General features: G+C 62.3%; 18 protein-coding genes. 7 read left to right on the forward strand and 11 right to left on the reverse strand.

The genetic code is table 11. The features are described 5' to 3' along the window. Nucleotides 1–135 precede the first annotated feature (135 nt). Complete coding sequence (locus N8A98_RS16660) at nucleotides 136–2,118, forward strand: PhoX family protein (protein WP_262166932.1); 1,983 nt, start codon at nucleotides 136–138, stop codon at nucleotides 2,116–2,118. Between the two features lie 224 nt (nucleotides 2,119–2,342). On the opposite strand, the gene N8A98_RS16665 is transcribed toward N8A98_RS16660, so the two are convergent. Both N8A98_RS16665 and N8A98_RS16670 read right to left on the reverse strand, forming a co-directional pair. Beyond that, entirely contained in the window at nucleotides 2,343–3,254 is a 912-nt protein-coding gene (locus N8A98_RS16665; protein WP_262166934.1) for a homoserine O-succinyltransferase, read from the reverse strand. 68 nt (nucleotides 3,255–3,322) lie between these two features. Continuing rightward, nucleotides 3,323–4,225 (reverse strand): ATPase, encoded by a 903-nt coding sequence (locus tag N8A98_RS16670; RefSeq protein ID WP_262166936.1) that lies wholly within the window; start codon nucleotides 4,223–4,225, stop codon nucleotides 3,323–3,325. A gap of 199 nt (nucleotides 4,226–4,424) precedes the next feature. Here N8A98_RS16670 and N8A98_RS16675 point away from each other — a divergent pair, with 199 nt between their 5' ends. The 3 genes from N8A98_RS16675 (at nucleotide 4,425) to N8A98_RS16685 (ending at nucleotide 10,037) form a co-directional block, all read left to right on the forward strand. Then, on the forward strand, nucleotides 4,425–6,200 hold the full coding sequence (locus tag N8A98_RS16675) for a flagellar hook protein FlgE (RefSeq protein WP_262166938.1): 1,776 nt from the start codon (nucleotides 4,425–4,427) through the stop codon (nucleotides 6,198–6,200). 69 nt (nucleotides 6,201–6,269) lie between these two features. Further along, a complete protein-coding gene (gene flgK, locus N8A98_RS16680) occupies nucleotides 6,270–8,105 on the forward strand; it encodes a flagellar hook-associated protein FlgK (RefSeq protein ID WP_262166940.1) in 1,836 nt (611 codons plus the stop codon). A 12-nt stretch (nucleotides 8,106–8,117) separates the two neighbouring features. After that, a complete protein-coding gene (locus N8A98_RS16685; protein ID WP_262166942.1) occupies nucleotides 8,118–10,037 on the forward strand; it encodes a hypothetical protein in 1,920 nt (639 codons plus the stop codon). Between the two features lie 297 nt (nucleotides 10,038–10,334). Here N8A98_RS16685 and N8A98_RS16690 read toward each other — a convergent pair whose 3' ends face one another. From N8A98_RS16690 to N8A98_RS16720, 7 genes are all read right to left on the reverse strand, one after another. Next, complete coding sequence (locus N8A98_RS16690) at nucleotides 10,335–10,628, reverse strand: flagellar biosynthesis regulator FlaF (RefSeq protein ID WP_262166944.1); 294 nt, start codon at nucleotides 10,626–10,628, stop codon at nucleotides 10,335–10,337. A 25-nt stretch (nucleotides 10,629–10,653) separates the two neighbouring features. Continuing rightward, nucleotides 10,654–11,079, reverse strand: coding sequence for a flagellar biosynthesis repressor FlbT (gene flbT, locus N8A98_RS16695; protein WP_113121187.1), 426 nt, complete (start codon nucleotides 11,077–11,079; stop codon nucleotides 10,654–10,656). Nucleotides 11,080–11,205: 126 nt separating this feature from the next. After that, entirely contained in the window at nucleotides 11,206–12,594 is a 1,389-nt protein-coding gene (locus N8A98_RS16700) for a flagellin N-terminal helical domain-containing protein (protein ID WP_113121136.1), read from the reverse strand. 262 nt (nucleotides 12,595–12,856) lie between these two features. Next, nucleotides 12,857–13,189, reverse strand: coding sequence for a hypothetical protein (locus N8A98_RS16705; protein ID WP_262166949.1), 333 nt, complete (start codon nucleotides 13,187–13,189; stop codon nucleotides 12,857–12,859). Between the two features lie 314 nt (nucleotides 13,190–13,503). Continuing rightward, the gene (locus N8A98_RS16710) at nucleotides 13,504–13,971 is read right to left on the reverse strand and encodes a hypothetical protein (protein WP_262166951.1); all 468 of its coding nucleotides are present in this window, start codon (nucleotides 13,969–13,971) and stop codon (nucleotides 13,504–13,506) included. Between the two features lie 2 nt (nucleotides 13,972–13,973). Then, nucleotides 13,974–14,294, reverse strand: coding sequence for a rod-binding protein (locus N8A98_RS16715; protein WP_113121139.1), 321 nt, complete (start codon nucleotides 14,292–14,294; stop codon nucleotides 13,974–13,976). Continuing rightward, a complete protein-coding gene (locus N8A98_RS16720) occupies nucleotides 14,294–15,430 on the reverse strand; it encodes a flagellar basal body P-ring protein FlgI (RefSeq protein ID WP_162740157.1) in 1,137 nt (378 codons plus the stop codon). Before N8A98_RS16720 ends, N8A98_RS16715 begins: the two co-directional genes overlap by 1 nt. 220 nt (nucleotides 15,431–15,650) lie before the next feature. On the opposite strand from N8A98_RS16720, the gene N8A98_RS16725 reads away from it, so the two are divergent. Beyond that, nucleotides 15,651–16,079 (forward strand): flagellar assembly protein FliX, encoded by a 429-nt coding sequence (locus N8A98_RS16725; protein ID WP_262166956.1) that lies wholly within the window; start codon nucleotides 15,651–15,653, stop codon nucleotides 16,077–16,079. Between the two features lie 4 nt (nucleotides 16,080–16,083). Here N8A98_RS16725 and N8A98_RS16730 read toward each other — a convergent pair whose 3' ends face one another. After that, complete coding sequence (locus tag N8A98_RS16730) at nucleotides 16,084–16,476, reverse strand: DoxX family protein (protein ID WP_262166958.1); 393 nt, start codon at nucleotides 16,474–16,476, stop codon at nucleotides 16,084–16,086. 177 nt (nucleotides 16,477–16,653) lie between these two features. Between N8A98_RS16730 and N8A98_RS16735 the strand changes: the two genes are divergently transcribed. Beyond that, nucleotides 16,654–17,295, forward strand: coding sequence for a glutathione S-transferase family protein (locus N8A98_RS16735; protein ID WP_262166960.1), 642 nt, complete (start codon nucleotides 16,654–16,656; stop codon nucleotides 17,293–17,295). Here N8A98_RS16735 and N8A98_RS16740 read toward each other — a convergent pair. After that, nucleotides 17,292–18,479 (reverse strand): TCR/Tet family MFS transporter, encoded by a 1,188-nt coding sequence (locus N8A98_RS16740; protein WP_262166963.1) that lies wholly within the window; start codon nucleotides 18,477–18,479, stop codon nucleotides 17,292–17,294. The genes N8A98_RS16735 and N8A98_RS16740 overlap by 4 nt on opposite strands. A 357-nt stretch (nucleotides 18,480–18,836) precedes the next feature. Here N8A98_RS16740 and N8A98_RS16745 point away from each other — a divergent pair, with 357 nt between their 5' ends. Beyond that, complete coding sequence (locus tag N8A98_RS16745; RefSeq protein ID WP_262166965.1) at nucleotides 18,837–19,487, forward strand: pyridoxamine 5'-phosphate oxidase family protein; 651 nt, start codon at nucleotides 18,837–18,839, stop codon at nucleotides 19,485–19,487. Nucleotides 19,488–19,507 lie beyond the last annotated feature (20 nt).

Below are 19,507 nucleotides of genomic sequence, written 5' to 3' on the forward strand. Positions count from 1 at the left end.
GCCCGCTCAAGTGTTTGAGCCAGCAGCCAAAACCCTTGTCGTCAAAACGTCATGCAATTGTCGCCCGTCTGTCAGCCGCGCTGCCTACAGATTGGAATGGTTCAAAACTTCCAGGCTGTTGAGGAGCTTTCCGCGATGAACGACCAAGCCCCCATTTTCAAGACGTCCCAGCTCGAAGCGGCCGATGCGCCGCCACGCAACATGACCGCCAATCCCACCATGGGCGAGCTGATCGGCGCGCGGTTCTCGCGCCGCGGGTTCCTGCAGGGTTCGCTGGCCGTGTCGGCTATTGCCGCCACCGTCAGTCCGCTGGCCCTTCTCACAGCCCAGGATGCCAAGGCCGCCGGCGGCTCGGCCTTCTCCTTCCCCGAGGTGGAAGCGGGGATCGATGAAACCCACCATGTCGCTGAAGGCTATGACGCCGATATTCTGCTGCGCTGGGGCGATGGCCTGTTCCCCGACGCCCCCGAATTCGACCCGACCGCCCAGACTGCCGCGGCCCAGGCCCGCCAGTTCGGCTACAATAACGACTATGTCGGCTATATCCCGTTCGAGGATTCCTCCGAACATGGCCTGTTGGTCGTCAACCACGAATATACCAACCCGCATCTGATGTTCCCCGGCATCGTGACGCTGGCAGAGGGCGAAATGACCCTCAACCCGCTCTCCAAGGAGCAGGTGGATATCGAACTGGCGGCCCATGGCGGCACCATTGTCGAGATCAAGAAGACCGACGGCAAATGGGCCGTCGTCAAGGATGGCGCGCTCAACCGCCGCGTCACCGTCAACACCGAAATGGCTATCAGCGGCCCGGCCGCCGGCCATGCGCGCCTGCAGACCAATGCGGACCCGAGTGGCAAGAAAGTCTTCGGCACCATCAACAATTGCGCCGGGGGCGTCACGCCCTGGGGCACCTATGTGATGGCCGAGGAAAACATCCACGGCTATTTCGCTGGCGAGCTTCCGGCCGGTCACCCCGAAGCGGCGAACTACGATCGCCTGGGCATCCCGGAAGGCTCCTATGAATGGGCCAATTTCTATGACCGGTTCGATGTTTCCAAGGAACCCAACGAGCCCAACCGCTTTGGCTATATCGTCGAAGTCGACGTGATGGACCCCAATTCCATCCCCAAGAAGCGCACCGCTTTGGGCCGTTTCAAGCATGAAGGCGCCGAGTCGATCGTCAACAAGGACGGCCGCGTGGTGTTCTATCTCGGCGACGACGAGCGCTTCGATTATGTCTACAAATTTGTCACCGCCGGCAAATTCAATCCCGATGACCGCGCCGCCAATATGGACCTGCTCGACGAAGGCACGCTCTATGTCGCCAAGTTCGCCGAAGACGGCACCATCGCCTGGCTCCCCCTGGTGCACGGCGAAGGCCCGCTAACCGAAGCCAACGGCTTTGCCAGCCAAGCCGACGTGGTCATCGCCACCCGCCTCGCCTCCGATCTGCTCGGCGCCACCAAGATGGACCGCCCCGAAGACATCCAGCCGAACGGCGTCAACGGCAAGGTCTATGTCATGCTGACCAACAACACCAAGCGCGAGGCCGACCAGGTCGACGCGGCCAATCCGCGTGCCGAGAATGCCTTCGGCCACATCATCGAGATTGCCGAGGCCGATGGCGATTTCGCTGCGACCACCGGCACCTGGGAAGTGCTGCTCAAATGCGGCGATCCCTCGATTGCCGAAGTCGGATCGACCTTCTCGACCGACACCACTGTCAATGGCTGGTTCGGCATGCCCGACAACTGCGCGGTGGATTCGTTGGGGCGTCTGTGGGTCTCGACCGATGGCAACAATCCCACCGCCACCGGCCGCACCGATGGCCTGTGGGCTGTGGATACCGAGGGCGATGCCCGCGCGACCTCCAGGCTGTTCTTCCGTGTGCCGGTCGGGGCCGAAATGTGCGGCCCGCTCTTCACCCCCGATGATGAAACGGCCTTCGTCGCCGTGCAGCATCCGGGCGATGGCGGCGACGATTGGGAAGGCTTCGGCCGCGTCTCCTATTACGAAGACCTCTCGACCCGCTGGCCCGACTTCGACGACGCACTCCCCGTGCGCCCCTCGGTCGTCGTCATCACCAAGCAGGGCGGCGGCAAGATCGCAGTTTAAGAATAGTGCTAGGGCGTGTGTCTAGCCGACACACGCCCTAGTGGCGGTTGGCTTTGCGGTCAGGGAGCCACGATCCAATCCCCTCCCCCTTGAGGGGAGGGCTAGGGTGGGGGTGTCGCGACCTCCACGAACTCTATGCTGGTGGAAAGTCCGACACCCCCACCCTCAATCCCTCCCCTCAAGGGGGAGGGAGGCAGATCGCGAGTGGCACTTAGCCCCGCTGCCTACTTGCCAATCTCGTCCATGTCATAGGGCGTCGTCTGGTAGATCTCGTTGATCCAGTTCTGGAACAGCAAATGCGCGTGGCTGCGCCAGCGGTTTTCCGGCTCGATGCTGGTGTCCCCGTTGGGGAACAGATTGGCCGGCGGCGGCGTATCCAGCCCGGATTTGATGTCGCGTTCATATTCGTCGGCCAGCGAGCGGTTGTCATATTCCAGGTGATTGAGGAAATAGACCGCCCGGTGCTTGCGGTCGCCCAGCATGGAGACCCCGATCTCCGCATTGTCGATCAGCACTTCGAGGTTCTCCCCCAGCGTCGTCCGGTCAATATCGTTGTAACGCGACACCGGGATCATCGGGCTGTCCGAAAACCCGCGCAGGAAGGGCGAGCGCGGATTGGTCACCTGATGGCGGAATACCCCGAACGCCTTGTTGTCCATGCGATAGCGCCTAGCGCCATGGAAATGGTGCAAAGCCGCCTGCGCGCCCCAACAGATGAACATGGCGTGGTGCACATTGGTCTTGGTCCACTCCATGATATCGAGCATTTCGGGCCAGTACCGCACCTCTTCGAACGGCAGGTTGGCGATGGGCGCGCCGGTCACGATGAAGCCGTCGAATTTCTTGGTCCGCACCTCTTCCCAGGTCTTGTAGAAGGTCTTGAGGTAATCCTCGGAGGTGTGCTTGGACTGATGATCGGTGATGCGCACCAGCGTCAGATCCACCTGCAGCGGCGTCGAGCCGATCAGCCTGGTGAACTGGGTCTCGGTACGCTCCTTGTTGGGCATCAGGTTGAGCAGGCCGATTTCGAGCGGACGGATGTCCTGCCGCGCGGCGCGCGTGGAATCCATCACATAGACGCCCTCATCCTCGAGGGTCTTGCGGGCGGGTAGATTGTCGGGAATACGAATAGGCATATCAGCCTCTTAAGCGAGAATGATCGGAAGGCGATTCAAGGCCGGCGCGTCTCCAATGGGAGAACGCGCTAACGCATTCGCCTCTCGATCGCCGCGGCCATCAGGTCCACGAATTCGTCCCCGTCGCGGACCATGGCGAGATCCGATGCCTCAACGACATAGCCAAAATTATCCGCCAGCGCCTGATAGCGGGGCAGGCGGTCATGCAGCAGCGCCTCGAACCCCCAGGCGCCGAACCCGGCCGGGTCGACGTCGCAGTCCTCGGCGATCTTGTTGAGCGCCTTGTACTCGGCCCATTTCTCGACGAGGAATGGCGGGCGGTAATACATCGGCTTGGGGCTCTGCTTGAAGCGCCGCACCAGTTCGGCGGCGTCCTTGTCGGTGCCACGAATGTAGAGCAGGGCGGTGGAAGCCGCCAGCGTCCTCACCACCGGGTCTTCCGGGTCGGTGGGGTCGATCACCTCGATCAGCGAGCCGCCGGTATCGGCGATGAAATCATCATAGCCATAGAGTTCCTTGGCCCGCTCGATGAAATGCGGCACGTCCTGCAACGCGGCAATCTCGGCCACCCGATGCTGTTCCTGCCGGCGCTGATATTCCGCCAGCGGCAGCCCGCCCTTGTCCGGATTGCCGGGCGTGCCGAGATAGCTCGAGAGCGGGTCGAGATTGTCGAAGGTGATATTGGACGAGATATAGATCGAGTCCGAACGCAGCAGGTCCGCTAGGAACGGCACCTTCATGGCTTCGCGCTTGAAATTGTCGACGATATATTCGCCCATATAGCGCGTGCCGATGCGGTAATCGGCCGAATAGTGGAACCAGCGCGACGTCCGCAGCATATTGCTGAGCCGCGTCTTGCCGACGCCGGCCATGCCGAACACCGTCACGGTGCGGCGATCGGCCTTCACGAACTCATCGGCGGACTTGAACAGCATGGCGGTGGTGATCCCGGGCGCAGTGTCTTTGTGCATTAATGCACTTGCCGCCATCAGACAAGCGGGCGGCAATTTCTGCCGGTAGGCCCGGACTCAATTGCCGGGTTTTCGCCGCAATTGCACAGCGTGCGCGCAAATTATCGTTTAAAATCAATGCCAGGTGCAGTTGGCACCCTACTTGCTCCTATCCGTGCTGAACAGGCGCAACCAGCGCGAGCAGTTTCAGGAGTTTTTGATGGGTATTTACGGGGCTCTTTCCAGTGCGGTGACGGGTCTGCGGGCGCAGGCACATGCGCTGGAAAACATTTCCGGCAATATCGCCAACTCGCAGACGACTGGCTACAAGCGCATCGAAACCGATTTCCTGGATTTGATCCCCGACGCCCCGATCCGCCGCCAGGTGCCCGGCGCGGTGCTGGCGCAGTCGCGCGGCACCAATGACGTCAAGGGCGACATCAAGACGGTGGCGAACGAGACCTTCATCGCGCTCAATTCCAACGGCTTCTTCGTGGTCGAGCCCAAGAACGGGCAGGCCGATGGCGACGGCACCTTTGCCGGTACCAATTTCTATACCCGCCGCGGTGATTTCGAGATCGACAAGGATGGCCTCCTGGTCAACGGCGCCGGCTATTACCTCAAGGGCCTGGCGATCGATCCGGCCACCGGCAACGTCTCGGGCTCGGCGCCCGCCGTCATCAAGCTCTCCAACGCCTTCCTGCCGGCCCAGCAGACCACGCGCATCAATTACCAAGCCAACCTGCCGCAATTGCCCAAGACCGACGCCTACAAGGCCTCGGTGCCCAATAGCGAGCTGATGCGCGCGGGCGATTACCTGCCGAGCACCTTCACGCCGGCGCGCTCCACTTCGACCACGGCATTCACCGCCACGCCCGCCAGCATGGTGGGTCAGTCCCTGACCATCGCGATCAGCGGGACGGCGTTCAACTACAATTTCTACTCGGCCGCTGCGGGCGCTCCGCCCGCCAATAACGCCTCCAACATGTATATCGACACCGATGGCAAGACCGTCGCTCAGGTGCTGGCTGAGGTTCAGACCCACATGCAGGGCCGTCCGAATGGCGCCGGCTCGACCGTCGCTATCCCAGCCACCGGTACCGACGCTGGTAAACTGCAGATCACCATGCCCACCAATTCCGGTTTTGCCATGACGGCCTCGGCCAGTGCGGGGCTTGCGACCTCATTCACTACCACGCCGCCGGTCAGCTCGGTGGCCAATGGCACTCCAGTGAACGCGATCTCTGCCAACCAGAACGCGCAATTCCTCACCAACACGATCCCGGCCGGCTCCATCACGGTTTATGCCCAGAACGGCGCCCCGGCCGAGGTGACTATGCGCTGGGCCAAGGTCGACAGCGCCACCAGCACCCCGCCCGGCAGCGACACCTGGCACCTCTACTACATGTCCAACGGCAACGCGGCCGGAACGGAGACGCAGTGGACCCGCGTCAACGAGACCTTCCAGTTCGCCGCCAATGGCTCGCTGGCGGCGCCGACGGGCGGCGCCACCACGCTGACCGGCCTCAATATCAATGGCGTTGGCGTGGGCGATGTGGAATTGCGCTACGACACCAACGGGCTGACCCAGTTCGCCGACGTGAACGGCAAGGCCAATACCTCTACACTGAACCAGAACGGCTATGGCGCCGGTGAATTCGTCTCGGTGGCCATCAACGACAATGGCCGGGTGGTTGCCACCTATTCCAACGGCGAGCGCATCGACATGGCGCAGGTGGTCACGGCCAATTTCAACGCCATCAACTCGCTCAAGCGGCTCGATGGCGGTGTATTCGCGTCGACCTCGGAATCGGGCGAGGCCATCCTGGATCTCACCGGCGAAGGCATTATGGGCGGCGCGCTCGAAGCTTCCAACACCGACATTTCGGACGAATTCACCAAGCTTATCGTGACCCAGCAGGCCTATGCCGCCAGCACGCGCATCGTCAGTGCGGCCGACAAGATGCTGCAGGAAGCGCTCAACATGATCCGCTAGCCGCAGCGGCGACAGTTTGGGTTCGCGGCACTGGCTGCGGACCCCGTTCTCGCGTGAGGAGCCCAAGACATGGGTTTGACGACATCTCTGACAAATGCGGTTTCGGGTCTGCGCACCAGCCAGGATGCGCTCTCCATCCTCAGCCGCAATGTGGCCAATGCCGGCACGCCTGGTTATCACCGGCAGTCGCTCAACGTCGTCGACTATAATTCGCAGAACAGCAGCTATGCCCGCACGCAGGGCACGGTGCGCGCTTTCAATACCAGCCTGCAGACCTATTACACCCGCCAGGTCAGCGACGCCGCCAATTCGGGCATTCAGGCCAATTATCTCGATCGCCTGCAGGGGGCGCTGGGCAAGCCCGGCACGGCCGGTTCGCTCGATACCATCTTTGCCGATCTGCAGAAGACCCTGCAGGGCATTGCAACCAGCCCCGACAATTACGCAGCCCGCTCGCAGGCTGTCGCCTCCGCCCAGACCATGGCCGAGACGCTCAATCGCCTGTCCGGCACCATCCAGGGCATGCGCCAGGAAACCGAAGGGCAGATCGCCAACCACGTCAACAATCTCAACGGCATGCTCAATTCGCTGGCCGAAGTGAACAACCGCATGCTCGACCTGGGCATGACCGATTCCGCGCGCGCCTCCCTGCAGGACCAGCGCGATCGTTTGGTCTCGGGTGTCGCCGAGCTGGTCGACGTGCAGGCAGATTACCGCGCCAATGGCACCGTTTCGCTGATGACGCGCTCCGGTGTCGGCCTGTTGGACAATGGCGTCGGGCAATTCTCTTTTGAAAGCGCGGGCAATCTCTCTCCCAATTCGCAGTTCAATGTCGATCAGAACCAGACCTCGGTCGGCAAGCTGATCCTGACCACTCCGTCGGGTCTCAAGCTCGATCTGGTGGCCCAGGGCATCCTGCAGGGCGGGGAATTGGCGGGCCTGGTCACCCTGCGTGACCGCACCCTGGTCGAAGCCCAGGATCAGCTCGACGAGATCGCCGCGGGCCTGGCCCAGGCCTTCTCCACCAAGACCGCGCAGGGCACGGCCACGAGCGCCGCGGGCGCCAATGGCTTTGATCTGAACCTGGGCAATATGCAGCCCGGCAATGACATGCTGCTGACCTATACCGAGAACGGCGTCGAACGCCGCGTTCGCGTGGTCAACAGCACCGATGGCAAGGACTATGTCGACGCCACCGGGCAGCGCGTTATCAGCATCAACCTGTCCGGCGACGCGACCGCGGCGGCAAACATGCTGGGCAGCAAACTGCCCAATCTGACGATCTCCAGCACGGGCGCCGGCAATATCCGCGTGCTCGATGCCGGCGCGGGCGGGCCAACGACGGTCAAGTCGGCTGCCGTGCGCACCACCGCCTCAGGCGTGCAGGGCGATGGCCTGGCGTTCAACCTGTTCGTCGATCAGGGCGACGCCTCCTTCACCAACAATCTCAATGGCGATCCGCCGCAGAAGCAGGGCTTTGCCGCCCGCATTACGGTCAATAGCGCCATCCTGGCCGACAATCGCCTGATGGTGCAGCACGAAGTGGGCGGCACGCTGGGCGATGCCGATCGCGCCAATTTCGTCATCGGCCAGCTCAGCAGCCTGCAGTTGGTTTCCGGTGGCAATCCCGCCGATTCCAAGAATTTCCAGCTCAACGGCAATCTGGGCGAGATGATCGGCCAGGTGCTCAATTTCCAGGGCTCCAGCATCAATGCGGCCCTGACCCGCTCCGATGATCGTCAGCTGACCCTCGATACCATCGTGGACCAGATGTCCTCGGAATATGGCGTGGACGTCAATGCCGAGATGGCCCGGCTGATGGAGCTGCAAAACGCCTATGCCGCCAATGCCCGCATCGTGTCGGTGGTCAAGGAACTGCTCGACGCCCTGTTTGCTTCGACCTGAGGAGACCCCTGAATGATCGTCAACAAGTCGATGTATCCGATCCAGACCGGGTTCTCCGTCATCTCGCGCATGCAGGATCGTTTCGCCACGCTGCAGGTCCAATTGGGCACCGGCATGAAGGCGTCGACTCTGGCCGAAATGGGCAACGATCTGCCCATGTCGATCTCGGTGCGCTCGCGCCTTGCCAAGATCGATTCCTTCTCCGCCAATATCGATACGGTCAATCTGCGCCTGAGCTTTCTCGACAATGCCATGGCGCGTTTCGACAAGCTCGAGGCCGAGGGCCGCAGTTCGGCCGTGCAGGGGCAATACGGCACCAACAATATCAACCTGGCCACGGTGCCGGGGCTCGCCTATGGCCGGCTGGATGAGATGGTCACCATGCTCAATTCCGATATTGCCGGCCGCTATCTGTTCGGCGGCTCCAACACCGACAAGGCGCCACTGCCCGATACCACCACGCTGCTCGAAGGGCAGGGCGGTCGCGCCGGCTTCAAGGCCGTGGTCACCGAGCGCAAGGCCGCCGATGCAGGCCTTGACGGGCGCGGGCGCCTGCAATCCTCGCACGCGGCGGGCACCACGAGTGTCAACCTGGTCGAAGATGGCGTGCATCCCTTCGGCATGAAGGTGTCCGCCATCTCCACCACCAGCGGTGCTGTCACCGTCTCGCAGCCGGCGGCGGGTGGTGGGGCGCTGGGCAACCAGGTCGGCGTCACCTTTGCGCCCACGCCGGCCGAGCAGATCGCCGCCGGCCAGACCATTTCCATGGGCTTCACGCTGCCCGACGGTACCGAAACGCAGATCACCATGCGGGCGATCGCAGCGGCCGATGCGCCCGGCGGCATCAATGAATTCGTCATCGGCGCGGATGCCGAGGCCACCGCCGCCAATTTCAAGACGGCGCTGGACAAAAAGCTGGTCGAAGTGGGCGGCACGACCCTGTCCGGCGCCTCGACCTTCGCCGCTTCCCAGAACTTCTTCAACGGGGCGGGTGAACCCGTGCTGCGGGTCGATCAGAGCAGCGGCAATCCCCCAACCAGCCTGCGGCTCGCCACCGAGGCCGACACGGTCATGTGGTATACCGGCCAGACCCCCGCAGTCGCCGCCGAAGGGCTGGGCCGCCTCGAGATCGGCACCAATGGCGCCAATGTCACCCTGGGCGAAAAGCAGCCTGTCTCGGCCGCCCATGGCTTCCAGGTCAGCGGCATTTCGGCGTCCACCGCCAACATCACCACCGGCTACACGGCAACGAACCCGTCCCAGGCCACGGCGCAATTCACGGCCGTTCCGGCGCCCGGGGAAACCGTCAATATCACCCTGACCGAACCGAACGGCACCACCCGCACCATGGCGCTGACCGCCGTGGTCGGCAAAGCGGGTCCTGGCCAGTTCACCATCGGGGCCGATGTGAACGCCACCGCCGCCAATTTCTCCAAGGCGCTGACCGGCGTCGTCACCGATGCTGCCATCCTGGCCGAAGGCAATCCGCGCCAGAGCGTCACCGCCCAGATCGACGATTCCACCCGCGTCAATTACGGCCTGCAGGCCAATGAATCGGGTCTGCTCGCCCTGATGCGCACCACCGCCGCCATGTCGGTCGAGACCTATCCCGATGGCGATCCGACCGCCACGGGCCGCTTCGACGCCATGGCCGAGCGCCAGCAATCGGCGCTGTCGGAGGCCCACAATGTCAAGCGCGGTTCGGTGGAAATCCTCACCATGGAACTGGGCATGGCCCGCAGCGCGCTCAACAACACCACCACCCGCCATTCCAATTACAAGCTGCAGCTGGAAAACCTGCTGAGCGATGTGGAAACGGTGAGCAAGGAAAACGTCGCCATGGAAATCCTGGCCCTGCAGACGCGCCTGCAAGCCAGCTACCAGGCCACCTCCATGATCAGCCAGCTCAGCCTCGTCAACTTCATGAAGTAGGGGTGCGGCGCGCGCTCTCCACGGGGAGGGCGCACTGGCTCGCCACTCAAACCCACGACACTATCCCCACCCACGGTGTCACCCCGGCGCAGGCCGGGGCCCATCTCGATATGGTAGACGTGCCGCAAGGTATGTGTGCGTTTGCACGGCCACCTGGCGGCACAACCACGATCTCAGGATGGGCCCCGGCCTGCGCCGGCGTGACACCGTGGGAGGGGATGGATGAGGTTTCACAGCCCAACACCCAAAAATGAGAAAGCCCCGCAATGCGGGGCCTTTTCATTCATTCCATCACGCTCAGTTCGCGCGCAAACCTTGCGCCAGCTGGCGGTTGATGTTGATCAGCGTGTCCAGCCGATTGGGGGATACCGGATCGAGCAGGATCTCGCGCGTCTCGTTGAGGATATACATCCCCAGATTGGCGATGTTCTGGCGCACCATGGCGGGCAGCGCATTGTCATCGCGCGTCACCGAGGTCATGAAGATGGTCCAGAGCTTGCGATTGAAGGTCAGCGCGCCCTTGAGCACTTCGCTGTCAGCCGGCCAGTTGTCGCGCACGGACTGCAAGCTCGCGGCGGATTTGATGAGCAACGCAGCTTCTCGTTCGCGGGGGGATTCAACCGTCTTGGCTGTCGTCTGATAGGCTGCCGCGCCGTATTGCTGCATGCTCAAACAGGTCCTGTTCGTACTGAATCAGCTCTTTGGCTGTCTTGAGAGCTTTGTACAGGTCGCCAGTTAAGATGTCGTTATTGATACGGTCCGCAATTGAAATTGTGGAGGGCGCCGCGCTCACGAAATCGTTGATCAGCGTGAAATATTCGTCCCGCAGCGTGGTGATGTCTTCCTGGATATACATCAGCTGCACGGCCAGGTAGATGCGCTTGGCGGGGGTGTCGGCAGTGTCGGTGGTCAGGATGTCCTTTTCACGCAGAATGGGCGCCTTGCCGTCGATAAACAGCCGCGAGCGCTGTTCGGAATTGGTGATGATGCAATTGCCCACCAGCAGTTTCTCGCCGGGCTTGAGTTCGACCTTTAGCGCCAAGGCATTCTCCTTCACATATTCGTTTGCGCGCTCACACTAGCGCCATTTGCGGCGCTTTCTAGTCCGAGCGGACAAAGAAAAAGGCGGGCTCGAAAGCCCGCCTTCCTCAAGCTGTTTGCGGTGCGATTAACGCAGCAGCTGCAGGATGCTCTGGTCAGCCTGGTTGGCCATCGACAGGGTCGAGGTACCCAGCGACTGGCGGGTCTGCAGCGCCATCATGTTGGCAGCTTCCTGGTTCATGTCGGCCAGCGTCAGGTTGCCAGCACCGGTTTCGAGCGTGTTGATCATGGACTTGGTGAAGTCCTGACGGTTCTGCACGATCGACAGGTTCGAGCCGAAGGACGAAGCCTGCGAACGAACCGAGTTCAGGGCGCCCTTGACCTGGTCAAGGAAGGCGTCGATGCCGGCGTCGCTGTCCAGGTCCTTGGCGGTCAGGGTCGTCGACAGCTTCAGGTTGGCGGCGTTGACTGCATCTTCACCCTTGCTCTGGATGTCGATCGAGGAGGTGCCGGTTTCGTTGAAGGTGATCTTCAGCTTGTCGCCACGCAGCAGGTTGATACCGTTGAACGAAGCATCGTCCGACAGCTTGTCGAGCTGGTCGCGCAGTTCGTTGAACTGGTTGGCCAGATCGGCACGCACGGAGTTACCGGCGATTTCCGAGGCAGTGGTGCCCTGGGTCACGTCGAGCGCCTGGGTCGACAGGTTCTCGATGCGCAGCTTGCCGTTGTCGTTGGAAGCGCGGATCTTGCCCTTGAGATCGTCGTTCTTGTTGATCTCGGAGACCAGCTCGTCGGTCGACTTGGCGGCGGTCGCGTCGGCGCCGAAGCCCAGAACGGCTGCGCCACCAGTGGTGGTGCCTTCAGCAACGGTGATCGCAGCGCCAGTGCTGTTGGAGACCTTCAGCTGGCCATTTTCCACCTTGGCGGTGATGGCGTTGCCGGCAGTGGTGGCAGCGGTGTTGATCTTGTTGGCGATGTCGGTGGCGGTGTCGCCGGTCGCCAGCGTGATGTCGAGGGTAGCAGTCGTGCCATCGCTGATGGTGAACTGCTTGCCGGTGTCAGCAGCGGCAACCGTGCCCGTAAAGGTTGCGGTCTTTACAGTCTTGGTCAGGGCCACATCAACGGCCGTGTCGCCGACAGCGCCGCCCTCAAAGCTGATATTGCCGGTCGTGGCAGCGGTATCGAGCGTGTAGGACTGGGTCTGGAACGACTTGTCCTGGCGAGCCTGGCGCAGGGTGGACTGCATCGATTCCAGGTTCTTGGTGATCGAGGTCAGGCCGTTATTGGCAGCTTCGATGGTCTTGATGCCGTTAGCCATCGAGTCCATCAGGTTGTTCAGGTCACCGGCGCGGCTGTTGAGCGACGCGGCAGTGAAGAAGTTCGTGGGGTTGTCGAGTGCCGAGTTGACCTTGTTACCGGTCGACAGGCGGTCCTGGGTCTTGGCCATCAGCGTCGCTGTGTTCTGCAGCGAGGAGAGATTGGACCGGACGGCGGCAGTGAGATTGATATCAGCCATGGTAAAGTTCCCTTTCTAGGAGACTCGTATTTTGCTTTGACGCCTCATTCTGAGACAGCGTGGAGCATGCACGGGGCGGCATAAAAAATCGTTAACTTGATGCCGCAGCTTGCGTTGATCTTGAGGATTACTCAGCTCGGTTAAAAGCAGGTGAAGAGCCTGCTACCCGGGCGGAATCCGGCGGAATCTGGGCCTCCAGACAGAACAAAGCCCCGTTGTCCGGGGCTTTTGTGGCAAGGACAAGGCTATGGGGCCCAACGTATCAGGCCATTAAGTCTTTCAGCCGCGCCATGGATTCGGGGGGAATGGTTGCGGAGCCGATGCGCTGGTACAGCTCGGCCAGCGTCTGTGGCGTCGGGGCAAGGGCGCCGGCAATTACCGCCGCGGCGAACATGGACGAGGAATCGCGCGCCGGCGCTTCCTGTTCGCTATCGCTGGAGCGCTCTTCGCGGTCCGGGTTCGGCTTGGCATTCTTGGGAGCGGATGGCGTGCTTTGCGGCAAAACGGTGCGTTCGCCCAGCGCGGCGCGATAGCGGTAATCCGAAATATTGGTATGACTCGGGCCAATCGGCTCGGGTGCGATTGCGGTGACCATGACGCTGTCCTTGCATATACGAATGCAGTGGCAGCCTAGGCACGAACAGATTGTGGCGCACTTACCGGTTTAGGGCGGATTAGATTCAAATGCGAAAGTGCGGCACACCTTATGAGGCCCCCTCATCCCAACCGAAATTCGCCTTCGCGAATTCGGTTTCCCTTCGGGCACCTTCTCCCACGAGGGGAGAAGGGGGCTCGCTGGTTCGACTGAAACTCGGAGCCAACCCTCGCCCTTGTGGGAGAGGGACCGTAATTTCTTCGTCCAGAAGAAATTACAGGGTGAGGGGTGCGATGCTGCCGCAAGCACCGCCCCTACATCGAGCGATTAACCGCAATCCCCCGGGCCGAACTCGCCGGATCGCTCGCCACCGCGCCAGCCCGGCCATAAGTCTTGGCCTTGTTCTGCTGCCCGACGATCTGCGCCACATCGGTCAGCAGATCCTCGGTCACCGTGCGCGCTGTCGCTAGCACACGCAAATTCTCCGCCATCTGCGTTGCGAGGCTTTCGTGCCCCTGTTTCAGCCGGTCGACGGCCTTGGGCGCCTCGGCGCGCAGGCGATCGCCCTGGCGCTGCACCGCGCGGGCAAAGCCCACATAGTCCTGCGCCAGCCGCGTCTTGTCGGGCGTCAGCGTGCTGGCCTGCTTGATGTGGCCGGTGCGCAGCAGCACGGTTTCCTGGTTCATGATATCGACAAGCGCGGCGAGGGCGACTTCGGCCATCTGGCACAGATCGTCGGCCGGCAGGCTGTCGAGGGCGGCGAGGCGGGCTGCGGCGGTCATGCTCAATAGGCTCCCTTGGGAAGTGTCAGGCTGTTCTGCGCGTTGGCGGCTTCCTGCAGGGTCAGCAGGTCGCCCATCAGCTGGTCGGCAATGCCGAGCCCGCCATTTTGCGCCATGGAATTGGCGAGTTGTTCCGATTGCATCGAGCGCCAGGTTTCCTCGCCAAAGCCGCCGCCAAAACCGTTCTCGCTCTTGACGCTTTCGAACATGGTCTTGGTCAAGGTGTTGAGGAACACGCCCTCGAATTCCTCGGCCTGCTGGCGCACCTTGGCGATCTGGCTGGCGCTGAGGGTGGAACCGGGCTTGGCGATGGCCTCGACCATTACAGCACCTCGATTTCGGCTTGCAGCGCGCCGGTGGCCTTGATTGCCTGGAGGATCGCGATCAGGTCGCGCGGCGCAATGCCCAGCGCGTTGAGCCCATCCACCAATTCCTGCAGCGTCACCGATTCATTGACTACCGCCAGCGCCTTGTCCGAGGCGAAGACATCCAGATTGGTGCTCGGCTCCACTGCCGTCACGCCATCGCTGAACGGGGCCGGCTGCACCACTGTGGGGTTTTCGGCAATGGTCACCGTCAGGTTGGATTGGGCCACGGCGACGCTGGACACCCGCACATCCTTGCCCATGACAATAATGCCGGAATTCTCATCGATGACGATCTTGGCCGGCTGGTCGGTTTCCACCATCAGCTGTTCGATATCGGTGAGCAGGTCGACAATATTGCCGTTGAAGCCGCGGGGCAGGGTGACCCGCACCGTGGCCGGGTCCTCCGGCGTTGCCGTGGGCACGCCGATGAAATCGTTGATCGAGAGCGCGATGCGCCGCGCCGTGGTCAGGTCGGGATTGCGCAGCGCCAGCCGTAGCGAGGTTTGCGAGCCGAGATGGAAATCGATCTCCCGCTCGATCACCGCACCCGAGGAAATCCTCCCCGTGGTCGGCACGCCCGAGATGACGGTGGCGGCATCGCCCTGCGCCTTGAAGCCGTTGATATTCACCGGGCCCTGCGCAATGGCATAGACTTCGCCATCGGCGCCCAGCAGCGGGGTCACCAGCAGCGTGCCGCCCTGCAGGCTGTCGGAATCGCCCAGGGCCGCCACCGAAACGTCGATGCGCGAGCCCTGCGTACCGAAGGGGGGCAGATTGGCGGTGACCATGACGGCGGCGACATTGGCGGTGCGCACATTCTCGCCCGCCGTATTGACGCCCAGTCGCTCCAGCATGGATTGCAGCGATTGCTTGGTGAAGGGGGAATTGTTGAGCCGGTCGCCCGTGCCGTTGAGACCCACCACCAGGCCATAGCCGACCAGCTGGTTTTCACGGACGCCTTCCATGTCGACAATGTCCTTGATGCGCGCTGCCGCGGCGAAGGCATCGGCCATCGGAGCCAGCAGCAGGGCGGCGCTGAGGGCAGTTGCAGCGAGCCGTCGCAAGATCATGTGCATCGTCATCCCCGTCATTCGGCCGCTCCATCCCCATGGCGCGGCATTTGACGAAGGCATTGCGAAAAGCGTGCCAAGCCGAGTTTTTTCTGTAAATCTTTGAAAGAAAAGGATTTTGTGTTGGTTTTGTCGGCGCCAAGACGCGCAACGACCCAGCGCTGAGCAATTCTTGCCGGGTCGATTAAGCTCTTGTTAACGCCTTGCGGCAGATTTTGCCGGGGATAGGCACCGAACTGATTTGAGTCTGGCTTTGCGCATCGAAACCAATACTCGCACCAATGGGGTCAGTGGCCGTAGCGCCGCAGGCCGCGCCGGCTCGGGCATGGCCTTCGTTCCGGCCGGCGAAGACAGTGCCGTGCGCACCGCCGCTGCCGCGCCCATGGCCGCCAGTGCCGGCATCGACGCGATCCTGGCCTTGCAGACTGTCGAAGACCCATTGGCCGGCAAGAAGAAGCGCGCCGTCAGCCGTGGCGCTTCGCTGCTCGACACGCTCGACGCCATCAAGGCAGACCTGTTGATCGGCCGCGTCGGCGCCGACAAGCTTGATCAGCTCGTCATCCTGCTGGGCGAAGTGCGCGAGCGCTCGATGCCTGGGCTCGATGCCGTGCTCGACGACATCGAACTGCGTGTCCGGGTGGAACTGGCCAAGCTGGGCCGGTTTCTCTAAGGCGTCACCGCCAGGGCAGGTTCAGCTTGCCATCCAAGCTCCAGGCGCCCGGCCCGGCGAACACCAGATAGAGATAGATAAAGCAGAACAAGATGGCCCCGGTGCCCATATTAACCGCGGGGTAGAACCCCATGGGCGCATGCCCGATCCAATAGCCCACCGCCATCATGCCCGACAGGATGAATGCAGCTGGCCGGGTGAAGAGCCCGATGGTCACCAGCGCGCCGCCCACCAGTTCAAGCACGCCGGCGGTCGTGGTCATCGCGTCCAGCGGCACCGGAAATGGCACAGGAAAGCCAATGAGCTTCTGCAGGCCGAAATGCACGAAAAGCAGGCCGGTGATAATTCTCAGGATCGCCAGGACATAGGGCGAAAGGCTGTTCAGTCTCGCAATCATTGATAGTCCCCTCAGACATGATGGAGCGAAGGGGTATTATACCCGTTCCCCACCACGACGACCAATAGGCGTCGGATTCGACAGCGGGGACGTCCAGATTTTTGCTTGGCCGTGTCGAAGTTGGGCCCGGCCGTTCGTTGGGACAGTGAAGTCGATGATCACCATCCGGAGCCTGTCATGATCCCCACCATCACCGCATTTGAACGCTCGCCCGACCGTGGCCAGGGACTGGCGCGCGACATGCGCGTGCGCTGGGCATTTGAAGAAGTGGGCCAGCCCTACAATGTCCGGCTGGTCTCCTTCGCGGAAATGAAACAGCCCGCCCATCGCGCGCTGCAACCCTTTGGACAAATTCCCACCTACGAAGAAGGCGATCTCGCCCTGTTCGAGACCGGCTCCATCGTGCTCCACATCGCCGAGCGTCATGCCGGGCTCTTGCCCGACGATCCCAATGGCCGCGCCCGCGCCATCACCTGGATGTTTGCCGCCGCCAGCACGGTAGAGCCGCCGATCCTCGAACTGCAGACCCTCAAATTCGGCGAAGGCGACAAGCCATGGTTCGAAGCACGTCTGCCCCTGGTTCAGGGTCGCATCCGCGCCTATCTGCGCGACCTCGCCGCCCGCCTGGGCGATGCCGATTGGCTCGATGGCGCCTTCAGCGCCGGCGATTTGATGATGGTGCATGTGCTGCTGCGCGTGCGGCCATCGGGGATCCTCGACGAATTTGCCACGCTTTCGGCCTATTGTGACCGCGCTCGGGCGCGCCCGGCCTATCAGCGCGCCTTCGCCGCTCAATTGGCACTGGCTACTGGCGCCTAGGTCGCCGCTTCCGGCTGGTTCAGCCGCAAGCCGAGCACCAGTGGCACGCTGAGCGCATAGACCGCCACCACCGATAGCCAGATCGCGCCGGGCCATTGCGCCTGGACCACGAAATAGAAGCTGGAAAAGCCCAGCGGCGCGGCGATCGAGGCCAGGCTCACTGCCGAGGCCAGTACGCCCTGGAACTGGCCCTGCTGGCTGGCATCGACCTGTCGCGTCGCCAGCGATTGCAGCGCCGGCACGCCAATGCCACCCAGCGCAAAGATCGGCATGATGGCAAAGATCATCCAGCTTTGATTGGCCAGTGCCATGACGGTCAGCGCAAGGCAGGCGCAACCGATACCGGTCAGGATGGCGGCGCGTTCGCCCAGCAGCTTCACCGCCGGCCCCGGCAGGAAAGCCTGCGCCAGCGTCTGGCAAATGCCGAAGGCGCCGAGCGACAGCCCGATCCACAGTCCGTTCCAGCCGAACGTGTCATTGCCCCACAGCGCCCAGCTCGTGCCATAGGCCTCGCCGGTGGCGCTGAACACGAAGAAGATGAAGACCACCGGCAACAGGCTCTTGAGCGAAAACACCCAGCGCAGCGGCCGCAATGGGTTGAGCGACGCCAGATCGATCTTCGCCTTGCTGGGGGTGCGCGATTCCGGCAGCACGAAAAAGGCCAGCAGCAGGTTGGCGGTGTTCAGCACTGCCGCCGCGATGAAGGGCAGCCGCAGCCAATGATCGCCCAAGGCGCCACCCAGCACCGGCCCGATGATGAAGCCAATGCCGAACATGGCATTGAACAGGCCGAAGCGCCGTGCCCGCTTATCCTCGGGCGAGATGTCGGTGATATAGGCCATGGCCACCGAAATATTGGCGCTGGTCAGCCCGGCAATGGCCCGCCCGATCAGCAGCAGCCACAGGCTCGGCGCGAAGGCGAGGAACAGGTAATTGACGGCAGCGCCCGCGATGGAAATCAGCAATACGGGCCGCCGTCCGAGCCGGTCGCTGAGCGAACCGAGTACGGGCGCGCAGATGAACTGCATGATCGCGTAGAGCGCCGTCATGATGCCGATATAGGGCGCCACGTTTTCGGCATGGGTCACCTCCTGCAGCAGCGAGGGCAGGATGGGGAAGATGAGGCCGATGCCAACGGCATCGAGGACAATGGCGGTGAAGATGACGGCGAGGGGTCTGTTCATGTGGACGTGCTCCGGCGCAAACATGCAGCGCCGCGCGGCGCCCATGGTGCGCGATTGAGCCTGATCGTGTCAGGCGGTGATGTGTTGGAGCCGCTGGCCGAGGCATGCCTTGGGCATGGACGGCCTGTGCTTGACCACCTGGACGACCATTCGTCCACCTATTTACTCCGCCACTGAGCGGATCAAGGAAAGCGGTCGCTTTTCGCGACATGCGTCAAATACGCCTGATCGCGGAGCACGGCAAGCGCTTTTGCGGCGGCGGGAATTCGAGCATCGAGCCGCTTGCCCGCCTACAAAAAAGCCGCTACCAATCAAGTGTGAGGTACGTACCTCATATTTTGGAGGGGAGAGCCAAAAATGTCGGACTTCAAGGTCGATCCGGACTTCACCATCACCGATGAGCAGACGCTGCGCAGTCTGTTTCCGGCGCAAACGGCGCTGGCCATTCACAAGTGCCAGAACCTGCTCGATAGCTATGCACAGGACTTTATCCGGCGCTCGCCTTTCGTCTGTATCGGCACCCAGCATGCCGATGGCCGGGCCGATGTCAGCCCGCGCGGCGATCCGGTCGGCTTTGTCGAAATTCTCGATCAGCACACCCTGGCTATCCCGGACCGTCCCGGCAATAACCGGCTCGATAGCCTGGTCAATATCCTGGCCAATCCCAATGTCGGCCTGCTGTTCATCATCCCGGGCTTTGACGACACGCTGCGCGTCAACGGTCAGGCCAGCCTCGTCACCGACCCGGCCATTCTGGGCGGGATGAGCGTCAATGGCCGCCAGCCAAAGCTCGCCATCGTGATCAAGGTCAGCGAAGCCTTCATGCATTGCGCCAAGGCGTTCCGGCGCTCGCATTTGTGGGACCCTGAACATTTCCAGGATCGCCGTGACATGCCCTCGCTGTCCAAGATCATCCTGGACCAGACCACCGGTGCGCCCAGCGACGCCGAGGCGATGCGCCAGATCGATGCCGATCTCGAAGTCGAATACAAGAAGTCGATGTACTAGGCGGGGCAGGGGCCCGGCCT

It is taken from the genome of Devosia neptuniae (assembly GCF_025452235.1).
Taxonomy (GTDB): Bacteria; Pseudomonadota; Alphaproteobacteria; order Rhizobiales; family Devosiaceae; genus Devosia.